The sequence below is a fragment of the Arthrobacter sp. SAFR-044 genome (assembly GCF_059414985.1).
This window is the reverse complement of record NZ_JBPFDN010000016.1, coordinates 63,726-85,517: the sequence shown is the minus strand read 5'-3', so window position 1 is coordinate 85,517 and position 21,792 is coordinate 63,726. Positions and strand designations below refer to the sequence as shown.

Genomic DNA, 21,792 nt, shown 5'->3' with positions numbered 1-21,792 from the left:
GATCGCCTCTCACACCTGCGGAGTTAGCTGTCGGGTTCGGATGAGGGCATCCGGCCGTACGGAAAGATCACGTACGTGCTTAACCCCAAGGGCATTCATTGCCCGGGACGGTGGGTCCCCCGCCTCTGCCGTTGCTCAATCGGAATCCAGGGGAAGCGGCAGAGCTTGGCGTCAACCCGGGATATGCGGCCCGAACGGGGGCCGCACCCAATCGACGGTACAGGAAGATTAAGCCAAAGTCACATTTAGGTAACAGAAGTCACGGCAAGCAGCGCGTCGATTTGCACCGCTTGCCGGGATCGTTCGAGCCTGGAGGCTATCGGTGCATCCTACTTTGCGAGTTGGTAAACGATGGAGTTGCCCACAGTCTGGGCCTGGAAGTTGGCCTGGACCCAGGCTGCCACCTCCGAGTTGCCGCCGCGGGCGCCCATGCCGCCTCCGCCCATGCCGCCGGCCTGGATGTAGTACCCGATCTCGCCCTTGGACACCATGTCCTGGAACTCGGCGAGGGTGGGGTACGGGTCTCCGCCGTTCCAGCCGCCCAGTGCGATGACGTTGGTGTTGGTAGCGAGTTCCAGGCTGGCTGCCTGGCTGGCGCCGCTGACGATCGCGGACCATTTGGTCGTGGTGGATGACAGCAATGCGGTGACCGCGGCGTCGGCGGTTCCTTCACCGGGGCCGCCGCCGGTTCCTCCGGGACCAGCGGCTCCGCCGGCTGCATCCGGTGCGCCATCAATTCGGTTTGCGGGGTCAAACCCATTCGTTCCGGTGGCCGCGTCCGTGCCGTCGGCGCGGCCGCCGCGGAAACCTGCCGCCCGGTTTCCAAAGCCGCCTGCCGCCGGGCCCGCCGGCCCCGACGTCGGAATGGAACCTGAATGTGCGGACGTTGCGGTGGCGAGGGTCCAGGCACCCGCCCCAAGTCCGCCGGCCAGGAGGGATACGACGACGACGGCGGCAGCACCCGCGCGCCGGAACCGTCCGGTGCCAAGCGCGTCAACACGGAGCAGGATGCCGGCGGCGGCAAGGACGCCGAGGACGATGACGGCGACGCGCAGCCAGGGGAGCCAGGACGCGTCGCGGCCCAGGAGGACTGCCGACCAGATGGAGGTGCCCAGGACGGTTGCAGCCAGGACAATCCTGGCTGGCCAGTAGGAGCGGCCGCGCCAGAGTTCCACGGCACCGATGCCAATGAGGGCTGCGATCGCCGGCGCCAGCGCCACAGAGTAGTAGGGGTGCACGATGCCGCTCATGAAGCTGAAGACACCCGCGGTGACAAGGAGCCAGCCGCCCCACAGGATCAGCGACGCACGGCCCATGGCGGTTCTGGCTTCCCGCCGGGTGAACCACAGGCCGGCCACCAGCAGGACGAGGACGGCGGGCAGCAGCCACGACACTTCGCCGCCAAAGCTCGTGCCGAACATCCGCAGCAGCCCTGCCGCCCCGCCGAATCCGCTGTTGCCCCCGCCGAAACCGCCGGGTCCGCCGGCCGCGCCTCCCGCCCCGCCGCCGGGCATGCCTTCGCCTGAGCCGGTGATGCGGGCCAGGCCGTTGTAGCCGAAGGTCAGTTCCAGGAAGCTGTTGGTGGTGGAGCCGGCCATGTAGGGCCGTGCCGAGGCCGGCGTCAGCTGGAAAAGGGCGATGTAGCTGCCGGCCACCATAATGATGCCGCCCAGGGCGCCCATGAGGTGCCCCAGCCGGCGGCTGATCGAGGTGGGGGCAGCCCACAGGTAGGCCAGTCCCAGCGCCGGAACGATCAGGAAGCCTTGCAGCATCTTGGCGAGGAACGCCAGGCCGATCACGGCTCCTGCAGCAACCAGCCACTTCCAGCCCGCCCGTTCAATGGCCCGGGTGGTGAAGTATGCCGCGAGTACCAGGCAGAGGGTGAGCATGGCGTCGGGGTTGTTGAACTTGAACATGAGCGCAGCCACGGGCGTCAGGGCCAGGGCGCCGCCGGCCAGCAGGCCTGCCGCGGGTCCGGAAACCCTCTTGACCGCCAGGTAGAGGAAGCCGACGGCGGCCACGCCCATGAATGCCTCCGGCACCAGCATGCTCAGCGGCGAGAACCCAAAGATCCGGCCGGCCAGCGCGGGAATCCACAGTGCGGCGGGCGGCTTGTCGACGGTGATGGCGTTTCCGGCGTCGAGCGATCCGAAGAGGAATGCGGTCCAGTCCTTGGTGCCTGCCTGGATTGCCGCCGCGTAGAAAGAGTTGCCGTAGCCCGTGGCTGCGAGGTTCCACAGGTACAGGACCGCAGTGGCCACCAGGAGCGCGGCGGCGGAGGGCCGCACCCAGCGCGGTTGGCCGCCGAAAGCGTGGCGTGCCCAGCCCGGACCGGGTTTTGCAGCCCCGGCCCCGAAGGCCGGGCTGCTGGACGTGGAGGGCTGCGGGGCGGCAGCTGAGCCGGCGCCGGCCGCTGAGATGGTGGAGGTCATGATGCTGCCGTTTCTGTGGAAGTGGTGGCGTCTGTGGTCTTTTTGCTGCCGGCTCCCCGGAAGACCCAGAGCCGGAACAGCAGGAACCGCACTGCCGTGGCCGCAAGGTTCGCCGCCACAACGGTGAGGACTTCCGCCCACCGGTCAGGCGTCGTCGTCCGGTGGACCAGGGCGAGCGCCCCGGAGGTGAGCACCAGTCCGATGCCGAACACGATCAGCCCCTCGAAGTGGTGCCGGACGCGGTTGCCGCCCTGGATGCCGAAGGTGAAGCGCCGGTTGGCGCCGGTATTGGCCACGGCCGTGACCAGCAGCGCCAGGAAGTTTGCCAGCTGCGGATCCATGAAGCCGCGGCAGAACAGGAAAATCAGGAGATAGGCAATAGTTGAGGCGGCGCCGATGGCGGCGAACCGGACCAGTTGGCCGAACAGGCTGCCGCGGAGGGTCTGTTCATCAGCCCGGGACGATGCGGGAAGGGGACCCCGTGCCAGGGCCGCTCGGAGTTCCGGAACAGGGACGCGGCCGTAAACCAGGTCGCGGGTGAGCCTTGCCATTCCCCGGACGTCGGCCAGCGCGGTGCGGAATACGTCCACGCTGGAATCGGGATCGTCGATCCAGTCCACGGGAACTTCATGGACGCGCAGGCCGCAGCGTTCGGCCAGGACCAGGAGTTCGGTGTCGAAGAACCAGGAGTTGTCCACGGTATAGGGGAGGATCTGCTGTGCGACGTCGGCACGGATGGCTTTGAATCCACACTGGGCGTCACTGAACCGGGCGGCCAGCAGCGAGTGGAGCATCAGGTTGTAGCTGCGCGAGATGAACTCCCGCTTGGGTCCACGGACAACCCGGGAGTTGCGGGTCAGCCGGGTGCCGATGGCCAGGTCCGAGTGTCCGGAAATCAGGGGAGCCAGCAACGGAGGCAGGGCCGCCAGATCGGTGGAAAGGTCCACGTCCATGTAGGCAAGGACCGGCGACGGTGAAGCGAGCCAAACCTTGCGCAGCGCGTTCCCGCGGCCCTTCTCATCCAGGTGGACCACCGCGACCTCCGGGAATTCACGGGCCAGCCGTTCGGCGATCTTCAGGGTTCCGTCCGTGCTGGCGTTGTCTGCCACCGTGATCCGGAAGCTGTGCGGAAAGGTATCGCCCAGGTGTCCATGGAGCCTGCGGAGGCATTCCTCAAGGTCGCGCTCCTCGTTGAAGACGGGGATGGTGACATCAAGGACTGGGACGGCGGTGCGGGTGTCCACGGGGGCGCGCCGTGCGGTACGTCCCCGGGCAGCGCTGCCCGGCGGTGTCACCGCGGCGTCCTGCAGGGTTCCTGAAGTGGAATCGGTGAGCGTCATGCATCAAGAGTGGCGCTGCCGGATTTGTGGGTTTTAGGCACAACCTGTGACGTGCCTGTGTAAGTCAGGGGGAGGCGGAACCACCGGCCGGAAGCCGTACCGCGAACTCGGTCCGGCCCGGCCGTGAGACCAGTTCCACGGTCCCGCCGTGGGCCATGACGATGGACTCCACTATCGACAGCCCCAGGCCTGAGGAACCCTCGGCGCCGGAGCCTTCTGTTCCCGAACGGGCAGCGTCCGCCCGGGTGAAGCGCGAGAAGATTTTCCCCTGGAACTCCGGCGGGATGCCCGGCCCGTCGTCGGTGACCGTGGCCACTACGCTTCCATCCGCGGAGCGCATCACGCCGGTGGTGACGGTGGTACCGGCCGGCGTGTGCTTCCGGGCGTTGGACAGCAGGTTCGCCAACACCTGGTGGAGCTGCGTGTTGTCCCCGCGGACCACGACGGGTTCGTCGGGCAACTGCAGCTGCCAGGTGTGGTCCGGGGCCATGACCTTCTCGTCACTGACGGTTTCCACCACCAGCTGGGTCAGGTCCACGTCCGTGGTTTCGCTGGCCTTGCCTTCATCCAGCCTTGCCAGCAGCAGCAGGTCCTCCACCAGCGCCGTCATGCGTTCCGATTGGCTTTGAACCCGGCCCAGCGACTTCTGGCCGTCCTCCGTCAGGGGTTCGGTCATGCGCATCAGCTCCGTGTACCCGCGGATAGCTGTCAAGGGCGTTCGAAGTTCGTGGGAGGCATCCGCAACAAACTGGCGCACCTTCATCTCGCTGCGCTGGCGGGCTTCCAGCGCACTGGAGACGTTGTCCAGCATCAGGTTCAGGGCGTGGCCCACGCTGCCCACCTCGGTGGTGGGATGGGCCGCAGAGGGTGGCACGCGCACGGCGAGCGCCACCTCGCCTGCGTCCAGGGGCAGTTTGGAAACTCTGGTGGCGACATCGGAGAGCTGTTCCAGTGGCCGCATGGTCCGGCGGATCAGCGCAGTTCCGGCAAGCCCGATGAGGACCAGGCCGCCCAGCGATACCAGCACCATGGTCAGGACCAGAGAAGCCTCGGTGCTTTGTTTCGTTGCAAGGGGCAGGCCGGTGATCACCACATCGCCGTAGGGGGTTTCGGTGGCCATCAGCCGGTAGTCGCCGTTGGACAGCTCGCGGTTCACCGGCACGCCGTTGTGGGGCAGTGCCTGAAGGGTAGCCACGTCACGGGAGGTCAGCGCCGTGCGGGTGGCATCAGAGGAGAGGAAACCCGCTTCCCGGCTGATCTGTCCGTTCACCACCCTGGCGTTGAGCGTGCCCACGCTCTGCCCGCGCGCATCCAGGGGATCGGGACGCCCGGAGGGGTTGCCTTCCGGCGGCCGGCCGCGGGATGCCAGCATCAGTTGTGCATCCAGCTGGTTGGTGAGGACTACGTCCATGGAGGCGTAGCTGACCACCCCGATGGCGCCTGAGATGGCCACCAGGAGGGCCATGGACAGCAGGATCAGGCGGGTCCGGAGGTGCCAGGTGGAGGGATTGAACCAGGACCGGCCGGTGGGCCGGGGGACACCGGAAAGCGAAGACATGCGTTTCCTTGGCTAGTCTGCGGGTTTGATGACATAGCCCGCCCCGCGCACCGTGTGGATCATCGGCGGATGGTTGGCTTCGATCTTCTTGCGCAGGTAGGAGATGTACAGTTCCACGATGTTCGCCTGGCCGCCAAAGTCGTAATCCCATACGTGGTCAAGGATTTGGGCTTTGCTGACCACGCGCTTGGGGTTTTCCATCAGGTAGCGGAGAAGTTCGAACTGTGTGGCCGTCAGCTGGACGTCGTCCCCGGCACGGGTGACTTCCCGGGTGTCCACGTTGAGGACCAAATCGCCCACCACCAGCTCGGCGGTGTCCATGGCGGCCACCCCGGAACGCTGCACCAGGCGGTGCAGGCGGAGCAGGACTTCCTCCATGCTGAAGGGCTTGGTGACGTAGTCGTCCCCGCCGGCGGCCAGCCCCACGATGCGGTCCTGGACGTCGTCCTTGGCCGTCAGGAAGAGCGCGGGCACCTCCGGCGCGAAGGCGCGGATCCTGCCCAGCAGCTCCACGCCGTCGAACCCGGGCAGCATGACATCGAGTACCAGGACATCCGGGTGGAAGTCCTTGGCGAGCTTGACGGCAGTGGGTCCGTCCCCGGCCACGGCGACGGACCAGCCGGCCATGCGCAGGCCCATGCTCATCAGCTCCGACAGGCTGGGCTCGTCATCCACCACCAAGGCGCGGATCGGGGAACCGTCCGGGTGGGTGAGCTGGGGAAGGTTGTTGGTCATGGGGTGCGGGGATGCCATGGGACAACTCTCCGATCTGTCGGTTTGCCGATGCTTTGCTGTTGCTGTGTTCCGGCTGTGAGCTCCAGCCTAGCCACCTGTGGGTGGGGCGAGGTGATGCCTTCCGGGTGCGGGCCGCAGGCCCCAGGTCACAGGCAGGCCCAGGTCACAGGAAGGCTTGCCTCGCCGCACAGCCCCCGCACAGCAAAGCGGCAGAGCCTGTTGGGACAACAGCACCAACACCAATAGCTACAACTTCTTGGAGAAAGCCATGGATCAGCAAGACAGCGCCTACCCGGGCGCCCCCGCCCGCAGCGATCAGGGGCGCCCCGCCGGGCAAGGCTGGGAGCAGAAGGGCGGGCCGGCACCAATCTGGGAAGGCGCAGCGGACGGCGCCGGCCGGTTGGACGCCGCTCAGGATGCGGCCCCGCGGGGACAGACACCGCAGGACCACGCAGTGCAGGAGCAGCCTGCGCAGGGATGGGGCGCACCTGTTCCCGGTTCGCCTTCCCCAGGATGGGGTACGACGGCGGGACACACTGATGCGCCAAACGCCGGCACGGGATGGGGCGCACCCCAGCAGTCCGCACCGGGCACTTCGACCCGGGCAGGCAAAGGGAACTGGATCGGGAAGAAAGGCCTCCTGGTGGGCGGCGCTGCGGTGGTAGTGGCCGCGGCAGCCGGCGCCGGTGCGTACGCTGCCGGGACCGGGAGTGGAACGGCTTCAGCGAACAATGGCCAAGGCACCGGCAGCACGGGCCAGTTCGGCCCGGGAGGGCAGGCCGGCATGACCGGCCCGGACGGACAAGATGGCCTGGGGGGTATGGCAGGTGGCATCGACGGCGGCATGGGGATGGATGGCGGCCCCGGTGGACTGGGCATGGGTGCCGCCGGCCTCAACGCGGCAGTCCACTCCGAATATGTGGTCCTCCAGGACTCCAGCTACGTCACCATGGCGGGCCAGACGGGCACCGTGACGGAGATATCGGGCACGTCCATGACTGTAAAGAGTGAAGACGGCTTTTCCCGCACTTATACGGTCGGCTCCGACGTGCAGGTGACCCAGGGGATGCGGCAGCGGGGCGGAAGTTCCACCGGCAGCACGCTGGGCCTGTCCAACGTAACCTCCGGCGCCAGCGTCCGCGTGACGGCCCTCAAGGATTCAGACACCTACACAGCGCAGGCCATCCAGCTGGCTGCATCCGGTACCGCCACCACCCCCAACCCGGGTACCAGCACTAACTGACATGCCGGCCTCAACCTGGGGCGAACCGTCCTGCCTCCGCCGCTCCGGAATTTTTAGGGGAAAATTTCTGCTGGAGGCGGGACGCCGGCTGGACATGCGGTCAGCCCCTGGCGTGGATTCCACGTCAAACGGTTGAATTTCGACTGCATTCGGCAGATGAGCGGTTCCTCGAAGATTATTCTGTAGGAGTCGGAATCCGAGCCGTCTGCCGACATAAGCGGTCAAATTATTTCCCGCTTCCGAAATAGTGACGTGCAGCACAATTTGCCGGTTTGTCTCACAATGCGGACGAATCGGTCCATTGTTACTTGCAAGTTGGCATTGTTACGCGTCACACTTCCAATGTGAACAAGAACTCAACAGCACCTGCAGCCGCAGAATATTGGCCCAGCACATCCGCTGCTGCCGACATGCGCTGTTGTCGAATGCACGCCTGACCTTCCCACCCACCGAAGTTCTTTAGGCATTCGCCCATTAGCCCAGCGTCGGGCGCCCCTCCCCGATCTGTGCAAGCGGGGAAGTCAGCATTCGGGCCGCGGAGACGGCCATTTCACATTGAGGTAAGCATTCCATGTCAGTTGCATCCGGATACGTCCACATCTCTGTCCGTAACGCCGCCAAGGCGGGCCAGCCCTCCGGGCTTCGTCCCGGTTTCGGTCCGCGCCCCTCGCTTGCTCCCTCCACTTCCGGCAGCAGCTTCCCCGCCCAGGGCTTCGCCCCGCAGGGATACAACCCCAACTCCTACGGCCAGCTCCGTGCCGTGCACCCCGCCGAGTCTCCCATTACTGCCCCTACCCCTGTGGTGCCCGGTGCAAACCAGGTCCGCCCGGTAGCCAACGACAACGTGGCCCGCGGGTTCGTCCTCTACATGGGCATCGATGAGGAGACCGCGGCAGCTGCCGGAACCTCCATCGCCAAACTCGCCCAGGAAATCCGCGCCTACGCCCAGTCGCTGGTCTCCGGCGCCGAGAGCTACGCTGCCGTGGCAGTAGCCCCCGCCGGCACCCCCGGGTCCGCGCTCGACGTCGTCCGTTCCACCTTTGGCGACCCCACGGTCAACTCCCGCCAGCGCACCGAAACCCCCCGCCCTGCCCAGCCGCAGGAACCCCGCCCCTCCGGCGTGCTCATCGACCTCGCCCGCCGCGAGGTCCACCTCGACGGCGAGTCCCTGAACCTGACCTTCAAGGAGTTCGAGCTCCTCAACTACCTCGTCGAAAACGGCACCCGCACAGTGGGCCGCGACGAACTCCTCGAAGGGCTGTGGCGCAACGCGGAGGAAGTGCCCAACGAGCGCACCATCGACGTCCACATCCGCCGCCTCCGCTCCAAGCTCGGCCGCCTCGCCAACACGGTCCGCACCGTCCGCGGCCAGGGCTACCGGTTCTACGAGCACCCGGAGGTTGTTGTCTGGGCCGCTCCGGAGTACTCGATCTAACTCTTGACCTTCGCCCGAAGGGCGGCATATCCCTCGGCGCCTGCGCTCGTTCCTCACGCAACAACGGCGCTGTCGGGACATGCCGCCTTTCGGCGTTAAGCCAGCCCTTTCCAAGCACTGTGCCTCCTCGGCTGTCTGGTCCTTGCGTCACTGTGGGCACGCTGTCAAGCTCTGGTTCTTGGCTGCACTCTGGTTTCGCGCGGGTCTTGTCGTTTCCTGCTCCCGAAAGCGTGCTCTGCGTGACGCTGTTTTCGCTGCCGGGTCCTGGTCTGCGGTGCTTTGGCTGGGGCTAGGCTTGGGCCATGAGTTCGCACCACGTTCGACGCCTTGTGATCATGCGCCATGCCAAGGCTGACTGGCCCGGCGGCGTGGCCGACCACGAGCGGCCCCTGGAGGAGCGCGGACACCGGGAGGCGCCGCTGGCCGGGCGCTGGCTGCTCAAACACAACATCGTCCCGGACTTCATTCTGTGCTCCAGCGCCCTGCGGACCCGGCAAACGTGCACATGGGTCTGCTCCGAGCTCGGCGACAAGGCGCCAACACCCAAACTCGAAGACGGCCTGTACGCGGCATCGGCCCTCCGGATGCTCACGGTGGTCAACCACGTGCCGGACACGGTGACCACGCTGATGCTCATCGCGCACCTGCCCGGCGTGCAGGACCTGGCCATGCACCTCGCATCACGGGACTCGGACCACGACGCCTACATGGACGCCGCCACCCGTTTCCCCACGAATGCACTAACCGTCCTGGAGACGGAGAAGCCGTGGGCAGAACTCGACGGCCAGGACGCCCGGATCACCCGGTTCGCAGTTCCCCGGGCCCACTAGCCCCCGCCTCGCCGGCTGCGATCCCGCGCAGCAGCGCCGCGATGTGCCTGATGCCCGGGCTGGCCGTCATGGTCCTGCGATGGACAAGCCCCACCTGCCGGGCCTGGACAGGGTTGACTACCGGGACAGCCACCACGCCCCGGGGCAGCGCCGGCCGGCCCAGGCGGGGGACCAGCGCAACGGCCACTCCCTGCTCCACCAAAGCTATGTGCGTCGCGAAATCGGGGTCGTAAACCCTGATATCGGGGACCCGCCCCAGGTCGGCGAAGATCCGCAAGAGCGCTTCGTTGCAGATTGCGCCGTCGGGCGTACTGATCCAGCGCTCGTCGACGAGCTGTGCGGGCTCCACCTCTGATTGTTGCGCGAGCGGATGGCTGCTGTGTACCAGGACGTCCGCCACATCCTCGCAGAGCCATTCAAGCGTCAGGTGCTCCGGGATCACCAGCGGCACGGAGTTCCAGTTGTGCACCAGGCCCAGGTCGGCTTCACCGTTGGCCACCCGGGCCACGGCCTCGCGCGGATCCTCCGCCAGGACGGAAAGATCCAGCGCCGCTCCCGACTGCCCAACCCGCGCCAGCAGTGGCCCCACCAGTCCCCGGCAGGCGGTGGAAAAGGACACCACGCGGAGGCTGCCGCTGGGCTTGGCCGGATCCGCCAGGAGGGTGGATTCAAGCTCCTCAAGCTCCGCCAGGATGCGGCGGCCGTAAGCTGCCAGGGCCAGTCCGCGCTCGGTCAACAGGACCCCGCGGCCGCGGCGCTCCAGGACTGCGAAGCCGCCCTCCTTCTCCAGCTTCTTCACCTGCTGCGAAACGGCGGACGGACTGAACCCCATCGCTTCCGCAGCGGCGATGACTGTGCCATGCTGCTCGATGGCCGCGAGGGCGCGGAGGGACCCGATGTCGATCATGAAGCAAAGGTACATGATCGTATATGGAATTAAGCGCTGGTGCTTCATTCGAGGCTCTGCCAGAGTAGGAGCGTGAACCCGCGCGATTCCCTCCTTGCAGTCGTCGTGGCCGTGCTGTGGGGCCTGAACTTCGTGGCCATCGACATCGGACTGCATGCCGGCGGCCAGAACTTCCCACCGCTGTTGTTCGTGGCCATGCGCTTCGTCCTGGTGGTGGTCCCGTGGATTTTCTTTGTCAGGAAGCCGGACGTGTCCTGGAAGGCCATCATCGGCGTCGGGCTCTTCATGAGTGCGGGCCAGTTCGGCCTCCTCTACCTGGCCATGGCACTGGGCATGCCGGCAGGCCTCGCATCGTTGGTCCTGCAGGCACAGGTGCTGCTGACCGTCCTGCTCGCCGCGGTGTTCCTGGGTGAGCGGCCCAGCCGGCGCCAGCTCGCCGGTGTGGGGTTGGGCGTGGCCGGGCTCGCCCTCGTGGCCGTGGGACGAAGCGCCGTGGCGCCGCTCCTGCCGCTGGTCATCGTCCTGGCCGCGGCGGTGTCCTGGGCTGCCGGAAACGTCATCGCCCGGAAGGCCAAAGCAGCCTCGGGCCTGGGACTGGTGGTGTGGTCCGGCGCCGTGGTTCCGTTTCCGCTTGCAGCCTTGTCAGTGCTGGTGGACGGGCCCGGGACAGTCTGGCAGTCCCTGGCCGATCTCCAGGTGCCCACCATCCTCAGCGCCCTGTACACCGCTGTATTCGCCTCACTGGTGGGCTACGGAATCTGGAACCGGCTCCTGGCCAGCCACCCGTCGTCGGCCGTTGTCCCGTTCACTTTGCTGGTCCCGGTAGTGGGCATGAGCGCCGCCTGGCTGGTCCTCGCGGAGGTCCCGTCGCCAACGGAGCTGGCGGGCGGCCTGCTCCTCCTGGGTGGAGTGGCGACGGCGGTGCTCACCGGAGCAGGCGGGCGGCGTCAGCGGCGGGGGAGCGGGCCGCTGCCGGACCTGGGTGCCGGCCTGGGCGAAGGCGAAGCGGACGACGACGGCCGCTTGGCTGCGCTGGACGTCCCCCGTGCCGGGGCGCGGGAGGCAGACGTCCGCTGAACCGCAGATCCCTGGGCGCCGGACGCCTGGCCGCCGGGGACCCGGCCACCCCGTGGTGGCGCAGCCTGCGGGTTGCGTGCCGCGGCCTGGCCACTCCGCTGTGGTGAGTCGCGGGGTGATGGAGGGCGCTGTGATGAAGAACGCTGTGATGAGCCGCGCTGGGCCGTGGGCCGTGGTGCGGGCCTGCGCGCCGCAGTCGTCCGTCTCTTTCCCGGCCACAAAGCACCCAGGAAGAGGACCCCGAACGTTGCCACCAGCGCACCGGCGGCGCCGAAGAAGTAGTTGTCCGGGTCGGTGGTGGGCAGCGGGGTGCCCAGGAAGGACGACTTGCCGTCGAACGCCAGCTCCCATGTGCTGAGGAAGGCCAGGGAAAAGCCAAGGGCAAGGGCGGTCCCGGCACCCGCGGCGAACAGGGCAAAGCGGCGCCGCCGCACCAGGACCTCGGCGACAGCGGCCAGGTAGGCCAGCCCCAGGACGCCCAGGAACGCCAGGAACACTGGCTCCGCGAGGGTCATTGCCGTGAGCACCAGCAGCCCTGCAGCAACGACGCCGCAGATCACCGCGAACTTTCCGCTCTTCCCCGTATGGCGCATGTGCTCCATCATCCCTGAGGAGCGGGCCCCTTCAGGACGTAGCCGCGCATGATGGCCATGATTGCTGCAACGCTTTGGTCACGGGTGCGCTCGGGATTGTACGTCTGGCGGTCCAGGCCCACCACGAAGCAGGCCCCAAAGATGGCCGTTTCCAGGCTTCCCCTCGACACGGAACCGTCCACGGGATAGGCCTTGGCCACTTTCTCCACGGCCTGGCCGATGACTTCCAGGAGTTCCCCGCGCAGGACGGAGAACGTGCCCTGCCATTCGCTGGGAATCCGCCAGTTTTCGCTGACCCACAGCCGCGCGAAGGACGGATACTCCGCCATGAAGTCCATGGCCTGGCCGATCATCGCTTCCATGGCCAGCAAGGGGTCGCGGCCGGCAGCCCCGCCGTCGGCGGCTTCGAGCAGCCTCGCCTTGAGGATGTCCACGCCGTGCCGCAGGAGCTGCGCGATCAGCTCGGACTTGCTGCCGAAGTTGTAATAGACCGTGCCTTTGGAAACCCCGGCAGCTGCCGCGATCTCGTCCACGGTGACGCTGGCAGCCCCCCGCTCGCCGATCAGCTCCATGGAGGCATCGAAGAGCTTCTGGCGGGTGGCGTTGGTCCGGGCAGGCCGCAGCCCCTTGCCCGTGGACGTGGGTTCGGTGGTCATACCGCGATCTCCGGCTTCAGTGTTTTGAGCGTCCAGTACTTGTTCTTCCGCACGGCCAGCGTGGACATGGCCGCGCCCAGCAGCGTGTAGCCCAGCAGGCCCACAAAGGTGGGGGCAATCATGGACAGGTCCCCGCCGTAGATCAGGTGCCGCATTCCGGTCACCACGTATCCCATGGGCAGGACCTGGTGCACCACATGCAGCGGCTCCGGGGTGGTTTGCCACGGGAACGTGCCACCGGAGGACACCAGCTGCAGGACCAGGAGGATGAGCACCACGAGTTTACCGGGGGAGCCCAGCAACGCCACGATGCCTTGGATGAGGGCGCTGAACGCCATGGCGGCGGCCAGCATCAGCAGCCACATCAGGACCGGATGGGCGGGATTGAGCCCCAGTGCGAGGTCCGCCACCAGGGTCAACAGGGAAGCCTGCACCACCGAGACCAGGAAGAAGGGCAACCAGCCGCCCAGGGCGATCTTCCACGACGGCGCGTTGGAGGCCAGCGCACGCTGCGTAATGGGGCGCATCGCCTGGACCAGCATGAAGATCCCGATCCACATGGCGAGCGTGAGGAAGAACGGCGCCAGCCCTGCGCCGTACGATCCGGCCTTGGCCTGCGAGACGTTGCTGACCGCCACGGGATCGGCCATCACCTGGGACAGATTGCTCTTCTGCGCGTCATCGGGGTTCGGCACCTGTCCGGCGCCCTTGCCGATCTCGTCGGACAGGGTGCGGGAGCCGGTAGCGGCCTGGCCCGCACCGTCCGAAAGCTGGGCGGCCCCGGCATCAACCTTCCGCGCTCCGTCCGCAAGGCCGGCAGCGCCGTCGACGGCGGACTGCTCGCCCGCGGCCAGCGCGGCGGCACCCGTGTGCAGCTGGTCAGCCCCTGCCGAGGCCTGCGCGATGCCGCCCTTGAGTGCCGGCATGCCGGCTGCCAGTTGGGCGGCGCCGACGCTGACCGCTTCGGAGCCGCTGGCCAGTTGCTGGATCTGCGCCGCGTCTGCCTGGATCTTGCCCTTGGCCGCTGCCATCGGGCTGGCCGCCGCGGTGGCATCGAAATCGGCCAGGATCTTGTCCGCCTGTTCCTGGGTGAGGACGCCTGACGCTACCAGCCTGCTGTTGGACTCCGCCACGCGGTTGCGGAGGCCCTGGTCCACCGCCTCCAGCTGGGCCGCCATGTCCTGCACCTTGGTGTTCAGTTGTGCGTTCCCGGCGGCAACCTGGGCTGCGCCGGAAGCAAGCGTCTGGGTATCCGTGGGCAGCGTGGCTGTCTTGTCCTTGAGGACTGCCAGGCCGCTGCTGAGCTGCCCCGCGCCGTCGGTCAGCTGGTTCGCGCCGTCGCGCAGCTTCAGCTGGCCGGCATACAACTGGTCAGCCCCGCTGCTTAGGGCTGAGGTCCCCTCGTGGAGGGTGACCGTTCCGTCCCTCAGCGTGGCCACGCCGTCGGCCAGCTTTGAAGCCCCGTCCGCAGCCTGGACCATTTTCGAGTGGATGGTGCCAAACCCGGTGAGCAACTGGTTGGCGGTCTCCTCGCCCACTTCCTTGGCCACCGTGGTGTGCACGGCAGTGGTCAGCTTGTCCACGATGGTGCTCAGGAGGTAGTTGTTGGCATCGTTCGTGGTCACGTTCAGCATGGCCTGGCTGGCGGCGTCAAAGCTGCCGGGGGAGACCAGGTTGGCGGAGAAGTCCTTGGGGATCTTCAGCGCGAAGGCGTACTGGCCGCTGCTGACCCCGGCATCGGCTTCCGTCGAGCTATCCACGGGCACCCAGTGGAAGACATTGCCCTCCAAAAGGCTGTCGGCCACCTTCGTCCCGGCCTCCAGGCGCGTGCCGTCGGCATTCGTGGCGCCGGAGTCCTCGACTACCAGCGCAGCATCCAGGTTGTTGAGGTGGCCGTATGGATCCCAGTTGGCGTAAAGATAGACCGCGCCGTAAAGCAGCGGGACCATGGTCAGCGCCAGGATGGTCAGCTTGGGCAGCAGCCCGCCGGTCATCCGCTTCAGTTCGGAGCGGGCCAGCCGCAGGACAGTCACTTGGCAACCTCAGTTTCGAATCTGGTTTCGTGGTCTTCTGCTTCCGGGGCGGCTTCCACCGGCCCTGTCATCAGCATCTCCGCAGGTACGGCATTGCCGATTCCGGCCACCGGCCCGTCCCACGACGCGGGGACGGCGCTGACTGCCGCCACGACGGCGAGTGGCCGGCCGGCGTCGTACGCCAGCTCCTGGAGGCGGGGCAGCCAGGTTAGCTCATCCGGACTGTGGCGGTCCGGTGAGTCAACCACCAGCAGGTCTGTGCGGGGATTGGCGAGGGCCAGCGATGTCAGCAGTCCAAGCCGGCGCCCGGGTTCCAGCTGCTCCGTCCACAGCCCGGCGATGTCCTCGAAGCGGTTGACCTTGAGCCACGGGCCGCTGAGCAATGCACCCCTATAGCGGCGCGGTACCAGGGCGAGGTCCTCGGTCACCAGGTCGCGGACGCTGAGGTGTTCCTCCGGCTCATTGACGCCGGGGGAATCCACCAGCGCCGCGGCCAGGCGGAGCTGCCTGGTCCGGGACGCGCCGTCCCAGCTGAGCTGGCCGCCGGCCGCCTTCATCCTGCCGCTGAGCAGGAGGGACAACGCCGTGCGCTGGTCCTGCCGGTCGCCGGTCACGAGCAGCAGTTGGCCGCGCGCCACTGTCAACGAGGTGGGGGGAAGCAGCGGGTCCCGGCGTCCTTTGGCGTGGAGCTGGTGTGCTGAGAGCAAGATTGCCTTTCGCAGAAGAAGTCTGCATCAAGGCTAACCGAACTGACTAGTCAGTTCAAATAGAATTCAGAGGCCGTACTTCTCCAGCAGGCGGAGCCACACTTCACTGATGGTGGGGTAGGAGGGGACGGCATGCCAGAGCCGGTCCAGCGGCACCTGTCCCACCACCGCGATGGTTGCGGCGTGCAGTAGTTCGGCCACGTCCGGGCCGGCGAACGTTGCACCGAGGAGAACCTTCCGGTCCTCGTCGACCACCAGTTGCGCCCATCCTTCGTAGTTCTCCGAATGGAGGGAGGAACCCGCCACCTGGATGGGCAGTTCCACGGACGAGGCGTTGTATCCGTCCTTCCTCGCCGCCTTCAGGGTGCGTCCCACGCCAGCCAGCTCGGGGTCCGTAAAGACGACGCTGGGCACGGCATGCTGGTTGGCCGTCTGGGCGTAGCGGCTCCAGTCCCCTGGGGTTCCCTTCAGCTCGCCGTTCGCCCGGGCGGCAATGGCGTCGCCGGTGGCGCGGGCCTCGTATTTGCCCTGGTGGGTGAAGAGGTTCTTGCCTGCGGCGTCTCCCACCGCATAGAGCCACGGCTCGTCGCCGGGTGTTTCCCGGACCAGGCCCGAGGCATCCGTGGACAGGGACAGGTGGCCGGACTCATCAGGCTCGAAACCGACGCTTTCCAGGCCCAGGCCCTCCAGTGCCGGGTGGCGGCCGGTGGAGACCAGGACCTTCTCGGAGGTGACCCTGGTTCCGTCGCCCAGGCTTACGGTGAGGGTTCCGTCGTCGTTTCCGCTGATCCGGTCCGTGGCGGTACGCAGCCGGAGTTCGACGCCGTCCGCCCTCAGTCCTGCCGCGACCAGGGCAGCGGCCTCCTCCGGAAAGTTGCCCAGCAGCCCGCTGCGTGCCACAAGGGTGACGCGTGAACCAAGCCGGGCGAAGGCCTGGGCCAGTTCTGCTCCGGCCACTCCACCGCCCAGCACTGTCAGGCGTTCCGGGATCTCGCTGGCTGACGTTGCTTCGCGGGTTCCCCAGACCTGCACGTCCTGCAGTCCCTCGATGGGAGGAGTGTTGGGGGTGGACCCCGTCGCTAGCACCACAGCCTGCCGGGCCCGCAGCAGGTGCTGCGTCCCGTCCAGGCCGGCCACTTCTACGGCTTTGGGCCCGGTCAGCCATGCGTGGCCCCGCACCAGTTCGATCCCGGTGTCCTTCACCCACGAAACCTGGCTGTCATCCTGCCAGTTGGAGGTGAAGTAGTTGCGGCGCTCCAGGACGGCGGAGGCGTCAAGGGTGCGCGTGACTGCTTCCTTGGCGCCGGGTGTCGTCTGCGCCCCATGGAGCGCGGTGCCCGGCCGAAGGAGCGCCTTCGATGGCATGCACGCCCAGTAGGAGCATTCACCGCCCACCAGCTCCGCCTCCACGAGCACCGCGGTCAGGCCGGCCTGGACAACGCGGTCGGCTACGTTTTCCCCTACGGCGCCTGCGCCGATAACAACAACATCAAATTCGCGCTCAGCAAGCTCGGGCATCATGAGCAAAGCCTAGCCGGGGACGGCCTGCCTGACAGCACAAAAAAGGTCCGCACCGGCGAACCGGTGCGGACCTTATTGGTGCGCCCAAAGGGATTCGAACCCCTGACCTTCTGTTCCGTAGACAGACGCTCTATCCAGCTGAGCTATGGGCGCATTCTGTGTCCCGGGAGGAGAACCGCCCTCCCTGAACCTCGAATTACTTTACGCGAGGTGAGCCGTGATGCCAAATCGAAGCGCATGTAATCTCTGCAACTAGACCGGTATAGGTGACCTTCGTCACTTAATGGGCGTCTTTGGAGCAATAATTCCTTGATTTTCCGCGGAATTCAGTTTTGGTGACCGGATATGTCAGTCAAGCTGCCCAAAAACTGAACTGGTCCGGACCATAGCATTTAGGACACACCGATGAACCCGAGGAAGGGAACTGCAATGGGCGATCTGGCGCAGAAGCCGCTGCTTGAGAAAGCACCCACCACACATGCCGGCCTGCTGGCATGGGTCGAAGAGGTTGCTGAGCTTACGCAGCCGGACCGCATCTACTGGGTTGACGGCTCCGAAGAGGAAAACACCCGCCTCACGGACGAGCTTGTCGCTGCCGGCACCCTGACCAGGCTCAACCAGGACCTGTTCCCCAATTCCTTCGCGGCGTTCTCGGACCCGGCCGACGTTGCCCGCGTCGAGGAGCAGACCTTCATCTGCTCCGAAAACAAGCGCGACGCCGGCTTCACCAACAACTGGATGGACCCGCGGGAGATGAAGGACAAGCTGCGCGGCCTGTTCGCCGGCTCCATGCGCGGCCGCACCATGTACGTCATCCCGTTCGTCATGGGCCACCTCGACGCCGAGGACCCCAAGTTTGGCGTGGAGATCACTGACAGCGCCTATGTTGTTGCCTCCATGCGCATCATGGCCAATATCGGCACCGCAGTGCTGGACAAGATCACCGCGACCAACGCCTTCTTCGTTCCGGCCCTGCACTCGCTGGGTGCCCCCCTGGCGCCCGGCCAAGAAGACGTGGCATGGCCCTGCAACCCGGACAAGTGGATTGTCCACTTCCCCGAGGAGCGCTCCATCTGGTCCTTCGGCTCCGGCTACGGCGGAAACGCCCTGCTTGGAAAGAAGTGCTACGCCCTGCGCATCGCCTCGGTCATGGCACGCGACGAAGGCTGGCTGGCCGAGCACATGCTCATCCTCAAGCTGACCTCCCCCGAGCGGAAGACCTACTACGTCTCCGCCGCCTTCCCCTCCGCCTGCGGCAAGACCAACCTCGCCCTGCTCGATCCCACCATTGAAGGATGGGAAGTGGAGACGCTGGGCGATGACATCACCTGGATGCGGATCGGCAAGGAAGGCGAACTCCGCGCCACCAACCCGGAAGCAGGCCTCTTCGGCGTTGCCCCCGGTACCGGCTGGGGTACCAACCCCAACGCCATGCGCGCCATCGCCAAGGGCCACAGCATCTTCACCAACGTGGCCCTGACCGACGACGGCGGCGTCTGGTGGGAGGGAATGACGGATGAGGTTCCGGCGCACCTGACCGACTGGCAGGGCAATTCCTGGACCCCGGACTCGGACAAGCCCGCCGCCCACCCAAACTCCCGCTTCTGCACGCCGATCGCGCAGATCGACATGCTCGCCGAGGAGTACTACAGCCCGGAGGGCGTGGAACTTTCGGCCATCCTCTTCGGCGGACGCCGCAAGACCACCGTTCCGCTGGTAACCCAGGCCCGCAGCTGGACCAACGGCATCTTCATGGGCTCCACCCTTTCCTCCGAGACCACGGCCGCGGCCGCCGGCCAGGTCGGCGTGCTCCGCCGCGATCCCATGGCCATGCTGCCGTTCATCGGCTACGATGCCGGCGACTACCTGAAGCACTGGATCAGCGTTTCCGGCAAGGCCAACCCGGAACGCCTGCCCCACATCTTCCTGGTGAACTGGTTCCGCCGCACGGCTGACGGCGACTTCGCCTGGCCCGGCTTCGGCGATAATGCCCGTGTGCTCAAATGGGCCATCGAACGCATTGAAGGCAAGGCCGACGCCGTTGAGACCGCCATCGGCTACGTTCCCGCCGGGCACTCGCTGGATCTCACCGGCCTGGACTTGACCCACGCCCACGTTGAAGACGCCGTCCGCGTCGACCGCGAGGAATGGGACGCGGAGCTCGCCTCCATCGAGGAGTGGTACGCCAGGTTCGGTGACTCGCTGCCGGACGCCCTGCGCGCCGAGCTCGGTTCCTTGAAGGAACGGATGGCCGGGCACTAGCGCTCGACGGACCTCCCATACGAACGACGGCCCCGCACCCTTTTTCGAAAAGGTGCGGGGCCGTCGTCGTTTTCCCTCCATCGATTGCTCCGTACTTGTCGTTTTCAACCTTCTAAACGACAAGTGCGTGGGCCCACGCCGGCCGGGTTCCCTGGCCGAGCTTGCGAGGCCAGGGGGCCGGTGGGGAGCAATGGATTTCAGTTGGCGAGCCAGATGTCCGGGCCGAAGACCTCGTAGTGGATGCGGGTGGCCGGGATTCCGGCGTTGATGGCCTCGTTGCGGATGTTCTTCATGAACGGCAGCGGGCCGCAGAGGTACAGGGAGGCATCGGCCGGAAGGTCCACTTCGCGCAGGGACATGAATCCTTCCTTGGCGCCGTCCACCGGCTTCTCCAGCCAGAGCTGCAGTTCGGCACCGTCGAGGCGTTCGACGTCGCCCGTCATCTGGCTGCGCAAGGCCCAGCTGTCCAGGGTGCTTTCGGCGTGCAGGACCAGGACCTGGCGGTCGGAGCCGGCTTCGGCCAGGGAACGCAGGATGGAAGCGGTGGGAGTGCAGCCGATGCCTGCCGAGGCGAGGACCACCGGGCCGTCGCCCTCCTTGAGCGTGATCTCGCCGTACGGGTTGGAGATTTCGACGACGTCGCCCACCTGGACAGTGTTGTGCAGGACGGGGGAGACCTCGCCGCCGTCGTCCAGCTTGGTGGTGAAGGTGCGGCTGGTGCCCGCGTCACCGGAAAGGGAGTACTGGCGGACCTGGCGCAGGCCGTCCGCAACCGCCACCTTCACGCTGATGTACTGGCCGGGAAGGGCCGGGGTGACGGGGGTGTCATCCGCAGGCTCCAGGGTGAAGGTCATGGACCCGGTGCCTGCGGGGGTCTTGGCCTCCACACGCCACGGCATCCACATCTTGTCATTGGCATGGACCGCGTAGAGGCCCTTCTCGAGCTTGATCAGGGCGTCCGCCATCAGCCAGTACACCTCAGTCCAGGCTTCCGCGATCTCGGGGGTGATGACCTCGGCCAGGTCCTCGGCGATGGCCGCGAAGAGGTGCTCGTAGACCACCTGGTACTGCGGTTCGGTGATGCCCAGGGAAGCGTGCCGGTGGGCGATGCGGGAAAGGACGGTTTCCGGCAGGGTTCCGGGGTTGTTCACCAGGTGGGTGGCGAAGGCGGCGATGCTGCCGGCGAGGGCCTGCTGCTGGTTTCCGGAGCGCTGGTTGGAGCGGCTGAACAAGCCATCCATCAGTTCTGGGTGCGCCGCGAAAAGGCGGGCGTAGAAGTTGGGGGTGATGGATCCGATCCGGGAGCCGACCAGCGGCAGGGTGGCCTCAATGACGGGGCGGGACTTGTCCGAGAGCATCTGTACTCCTGAGGTTATGGCCGGGGCCTTCGTCCGGCCGGATGAAAACTCATATTTGAAATGCGAGTATTTCTGCCTCAGTTCTACACCTTGTAGAAGTTTGAAATCAAACCGGGAGCTGGCACCCGGATAAACGGGGCCTAAAGCCCCGGCCGGAGGCCGATCATCTGGAAGACTGGAGCCATTTGCCGGGCCTGCGGAAGGTCCGCAATGACCACGGTGTCCAGTTCGGCGTAGAAGGCCTCCCGGGCGCGGGCCAGGGCGCCGCGGAGCTTGCACTCGCTGATCAGCGGGCAGTTTCCGCCCGGGGCCACGCAGTCGGCCGGATCAGTGCGGGTATCCAGTTGCCGCAGGATCTGGCCGACGGTGGCGATGCGTCCGGCATGGCTGAGGCGTGAACCGCCGGAACGGCCGCGGACGACCTCGATCAGGCCCATGCTCCGCAGCTTGGCCATGGCCTTGCTGACGTGGTTGTAGGGCGTCCCCACCGAGTCCGCGATGTTTTGGGTGGTGAGCAGCGTTCCGTCCGGAACGGCAGCGAGCACCATGAGGGCGCGGAGGCTGACGTCAGCGAAGGCATTGATCTTCATGGCTGCAAGTCCGGTCTAGTCCACCCAGATCGCGGGCTCGCTGGCGTCCGCCCCCAGCTCGCCGAATTCCCAGGTCTGGGTGGTTGCGTTGGCGGCGTAGGGCAGCACCGCCGCGAAAAGGGAACCGTCGCGGTGCTCGGCGGCAACATGGATGGCATCCGAATCCTCCTCTACCAGCAGGATGTCGCAGACCACCGCGGCGGCGCGGAAATCGTCGCGGTTCTGGCGGAGGAGGGCCTGCAGGTCGCGGATCATGGCGTCGGCGTCGAAGTCTCCGTCGCTGCCCTCTCCGGCATCTGCGGGGGAGACGGCAACCAGCCGGACTTCGCCGTCGTTCTGGACGGTCAGCGCGAAGGGCAGGAAGCCGCCGTTGCGCTGGAGCTGCTCCTGGGCCGCGCTGACGCCCGTGCCCAGGAGGTTCTCCAGGTCCGTTGCCGTGGCTTCCGGGACGGAATCACGCCAGCCCTCCTGGCCGCTGTGTCCGTCCGCTGCCTGCCCGGTATGGTCAGTCATCC

The 21,792-nt window shown here is 66.7% G+C and carries 17 protein-coding genes, 1 tRNA gene and 1 riboswitch; of the genes, 5 read left to right on the top strand and 13 right to left on the bottom strand.

Annotated features, from left to right (window positions below; translation table 11 throughout):
- Position 1: 1 nt before the first annotated feature.
- Positions 2-162, bottom strand: a riboswitch (cyclic di-AMP (ydaO/yuaA leader).
- Positions 163-329: 167 nt separating this feature from the next.
- The 4 genes from ACR65J_RS19255 to ACR65J_RS19240 all read right to left on the bottom strand — a co-directional run bounded on the left by ACR65J_RS19255 (position 330) and on the right by ACR65J_RS19240 (position 6,083).
- The gene (locus ACR65J_RS19255; RefSeq protein ID WP_440172067.1) at positions 330-2,432 is read right to left on the bottom strand and encodes a glycosyltransferase family 39 protein; all 2,103 of its coding nucleotides are present in this window, start codon (positions 2,430-2,432) and stop codon (positions 330-332) included.
- A complete protein-coding gene (locus ACR65J_RS19250; protein WP_440172066.1) occupies positions 2,429-3,772 on the bottom strand; it encodes a bifunctional glycosyltransferase family 2/GtrA family protein in 1,344 nt (447 codons plus the stop codon). The genes ACR65J_RS19255 and ACR65J_RS19250 overlap by 4 nt, the downstream gene beginning before the upstream one ends.
- 64 nt (positions 3,773-3,836) lie before the next feature.
- The gene (locus ACR65J_RS19245) at positions 3,837-5,330 is read right to left on the bottom strand and encodes a sensor histidine kinase (protein ID WP_440172064.1); all 1,494 of its coding nucleotides are present in this window, start codon (positions 5,328-5,330) and stop codon (positions 3,837-3,839) included.
- A 12-nt stretch (positions 5,331-5,342) separates the two neighbouring features.
- The gene (locus ACR65J_RS19240) at positions 5,343-6,083 is read right to left on the bottom strand and encodes a response regulator transcription factor (protein ID WP_440172062.1); all 741 of its coding nucleotides are present in this window, start codon (positions 6,081-6,083) and stop codon (positions 5,343-5,345) included.
- Positions 6,084-6,333: 250 nt separating this feature from the next.
- On the opposite strand from ACR65J_RS19240, the gene ACR65J_RS19235 reads away from it, so the two are divergent.
- From ACR65J_RS19235 to ACR65J_RS19225, 3 genes are all read left to right on the top strand, one after another.
- Entirely contained in the window at positions 6,334-7,308 is a 975-nt protein-coding gene (locus ACR65J_RS19235; RefSeq protein WP_440172060.1) for a hypothetical protein, read from the top strand.
- 571 nt (positions 7,309-7,879) lie between these two features.
- Positions 7,880-8,743 (top strand): winged helix-turn-helix domain-containing protein, encoded by an 864-nt coding sequence (locus ACR65J_RS19230; RefSeq protein WP_440172058.1) that lies wholly within the window; start codon positions 7,880-7,882, stop codon positions 8,741-8,743.
- Between the two features lie 302 nt (positions 8,744-9,045).
- On the top strand, positions 9,046-9,573 hold the full coding sequence (locus ACR65J_RS19225; protein WP_142030196.1) for a SixA phosphatase family protein: 528 nt from the start codon (positions 9,046-9,048) through the stop codon (positions 9,571-9,573).
- Here the strand turns inward: ACR65J_RS19225 and ACR65J_RS19220 are convergent.
- Entirely contained in the window at positions 9,542-10,480 is a 939-nt protein-coding gene (locus tag ACR65J_RS19220; RefSeq protein WP_440172056.1) for a LysR family transcriptional regulator, read from the bottom strand. The two genes, ACR65J_RS19225 and ACR65J_RS19220, sit on opposite strands and share 32 nt — an antisense overlap.
- Before the next feature lie 72 nt (positions 10,481-10,552).
- Between ACR65J_RS19220 and ACR65J_RS19215 the strand changes: the two genes are divergently transcribed.
- Complete coding sequence (locus ACR65J_RS19215; protein WP_440172054.1) at positions 10,553-11,557, top strand: EamA family transporter; 1,005 nt, start codon at positions 10,553-10,555, stop codon at positions 11,555-11,557.
- A gap of 601 nt (positions 11,558-12,158) precedes the next feature.
- Here ACR65J_RS19215 and ACR65J_RS19210 read toward each other — a convergent pair.
- The 5 genes from ACR65J_RS19210 to ACR65J_RS19190 form a co-directional block, all read right to left on the bottom strand.
- Positions 12,159-12,806 carry a TetR/AcrR family transcriptional regulator gene (locus tag ACR65J_RS19210; protein ID WP_440172052.1) on the bottom strand — a complete coding sequence of 216 codons (648 nt, stop codon included), beginning with the start codon at positions 12,804-12,806 and terminating at the stop codon, positions 12,159-12,161.
- The gene (locus ACR65J_RS19205; protein ID WP_440172050.1) at positions 12,803-14,839 is read right to left on the bottom strand and encodes a YhgE/Pip family protein; all 2,037 of its coding nucleotides are present in this window, start codon (positions 14,837-14,839) and stop codon (positions 12,803-12,805) included. The genes ACR65J_RS19210 and ACR65J_RS19205 overlap by 4 nt, the downstream gene beginning before the upstream one ends.
- A complete protein-coding gene (locus ACR65J_RS19200; RefSeq protein WP_440172048.1) occupies positions 14,836-15,546 on the bottom strand; it encodes an ABC transporter ATP-binding protein in 711 nt (236 codons plus the stop codon). Before ACR65J_RS19200 ends, ACR65J_RS19205 begins: the two co-directional genes overlap by 4 nt.
- A 66-nt stretch (positions 15,547-15,612) precedes the next feature.
- Positions 15,613-17,067, bottom strand: coding sequence for a dihydrolipoyl dehydrogenase family protein (locus ACR65J_RS19195; protein WP_440172046.1), 1,455 nt, complete (start codon positions 17,065-17,067; stop codon positions 15,613-15,615).
- A gap of 76 nt (positions 17,068-17,143) precedes the next feature.
- A tRNA-Arg gene (locus tag ACR65J_RS19190) sits at positions 17,144-17,220 on the bottom strand.
- A 276-nt stretch (positions 17,221-17,496) separates the two neighbouring features.
- Between ACR65J_RS19190 and ACR65J_RS19185 the strand changes: the two genes are divergently transcribed.
- Positions 17,497-19,329, top strand: a complete 1,833-nt coding sequence (locus ACR65J_RS19185; protein ID WP_440172044.1) for a phosphoenolpyruvate carboxykinase (GTP) — start codon at positions 17,497-17,499, stop codon at positions 19,327-19,329.
- A 197-nt stretch (positions 19,330-19,526) separates the two neighbouring features.
- Here ACR65J_RS19185 and ACR65J_RS19180 read toward each other — a convergent pair whose 3' ends face one another.
- The 3 genes from ACR65J_RS19180 to ACR65J_RS19170 all read right to left on the bottom strand — a co-directional run bounded on the left by ACR65J_RS19180 (position 19,527) and on the right by ACR65J_RS19170 (position 21,790).
- On the bottom strand, positions 19,527-20,687 hold the full coding sequence (locus ACR65J_RS19180) for a globin domain-containing protein (protein WP_440172042.1): 1,161 nt from the start codon (positions 20,685-20,687) through the stop codon (positions 19,527-19,529).
- A gap of 140 nt (positions 20,688-20,827) precedes the next feature.
- Complete coding sequence (locus tag ACR65J_RS19175; RefSeq protein ID WP_440172040.1) at positions 20,828-21,277, bottom strand: RrF2 family transcriptional regulator; 450 nt, start codon at positions 21,275-21,277, stop codon at positions 20,828-20,830.
- Positions 21,278-21,292: 15 nt separating this feature from the next.
- Positions 21,293-21,790, bottom strand: a complete 498-nt coding sequence (locus ACR65J_RS19170) for a hypothetical protein (protein WP_440172038.1) — start codon at positions 21,788-21,790, stop codon at positions 21,293-21,295.
- Positions 21,791-21,792: the final 2 nt, after the last annotated feature.

Excerpts from the sequence above, each read along its gene's own strand:
- ACR65J_RS19180 (WP_440172042.1), bottom strand. The coding sequence starts at position 20,687 with ATGCTCTCGGACAAGTCCCGCCCCGTCATTGAGGCCACCCTGCCGCTG.
- ACR65J_RS19210 (WP_440172052.1), bottom strand. The coding sequence starts at position 12,806 with ATGACCACCGAACCCACGTCCACGGGCAAGGGGCTGCGGCCTGCCCGG.
- ACR65J_RS19170 (WP_440172038.1), bottom strand. The coding sequence starts at position 21,790 with ATGACTGACCATACCGGGCAGGCAGCGGACGGACACAGCGGCCAGGAG.
- ACR65J_RS19175 (WP_440172040.1), bottom strand. The coding sequence starts at position 21,277 with ATGAAGATCAATGCCTTCGCTGACGTCAGCCTCCGCGCCCTCATGGTG.
- ACR65J_RS19195 (WP_440172046.1), bottom strand. The coding sequence starts at position 17,067 with ATGATGCCCGAGCTTGCTGAGCGCGAATTTGATGTTGTTGTTATCGGC.
- ACR65J_RS19245 (WP_440172064.1), bottom strand. The coding sequence starts at position 5,330 with ATGTCTTCGCTTTCCGGTGTCCCCCGGCCCACCGGCCGGTCCTGGTTC.
- ACR65J_RS19240 (WP_440172062.1), bottom strand. The coding sequence starts at position 6,083 with ATGGCATCCCCGCACCCCATGACCAACAACCTTCCCCAGCTCACCCAC.
- ACR65J_RS19255 (WP_440172067.1), bottom strand. The coding sequence starts at position 2,432 with ATGACCTCCACCATCTCAGCGGCCGGCGCCGGCTCAGCTGCCGCCCCG.
- ACR65J_RS19250 (WP_440172066.1), bottom strand. The coding sequence starts at position 3,772 with ATGACGCTCACCGATTCCACTTCAGGAACCCTGCAGGACGCCGCGGTG.
- ACR65J_RS19225 (WP_142030196.1), top strand. The coding sequence starts at position 9,046 with ATGAGTTCGCACCACGTTCGACGCCTTGTGATCATGCGCCATGCCAAG.
- ACR65J_RS19235 (WP_440172060.1), top strand. The coding sequence starts at position 6,334 with ATGGATCAGCAAGACAGCGCCTACCCGGGCGCCCCCGCCCGCAGCGAT.
- ACR65J_RS19185 (WP_440172044.1), top strand. The coding sequence starts at position 17,497 with ATGGGCGATCTGGCGCAGAAGCCGCTGCTTGAGAAAGCACCCACCACA.
- ACR65J_RS19220 (WP_440172056.1), bottom strand. The coding sequence starts at position 10,480 with ATGATCGACATCGGGTCCCTCCGCGCCCTCGCGGCCATCGAGCAGCAT.
- ACR65J_RS19230 (WP_440172058.1), top strand. The coding sequence starts at position 7,880 with ATGTCAGTTGCATCCGGATACGTCCACATCTCTGTCCGTAACGCCGCC.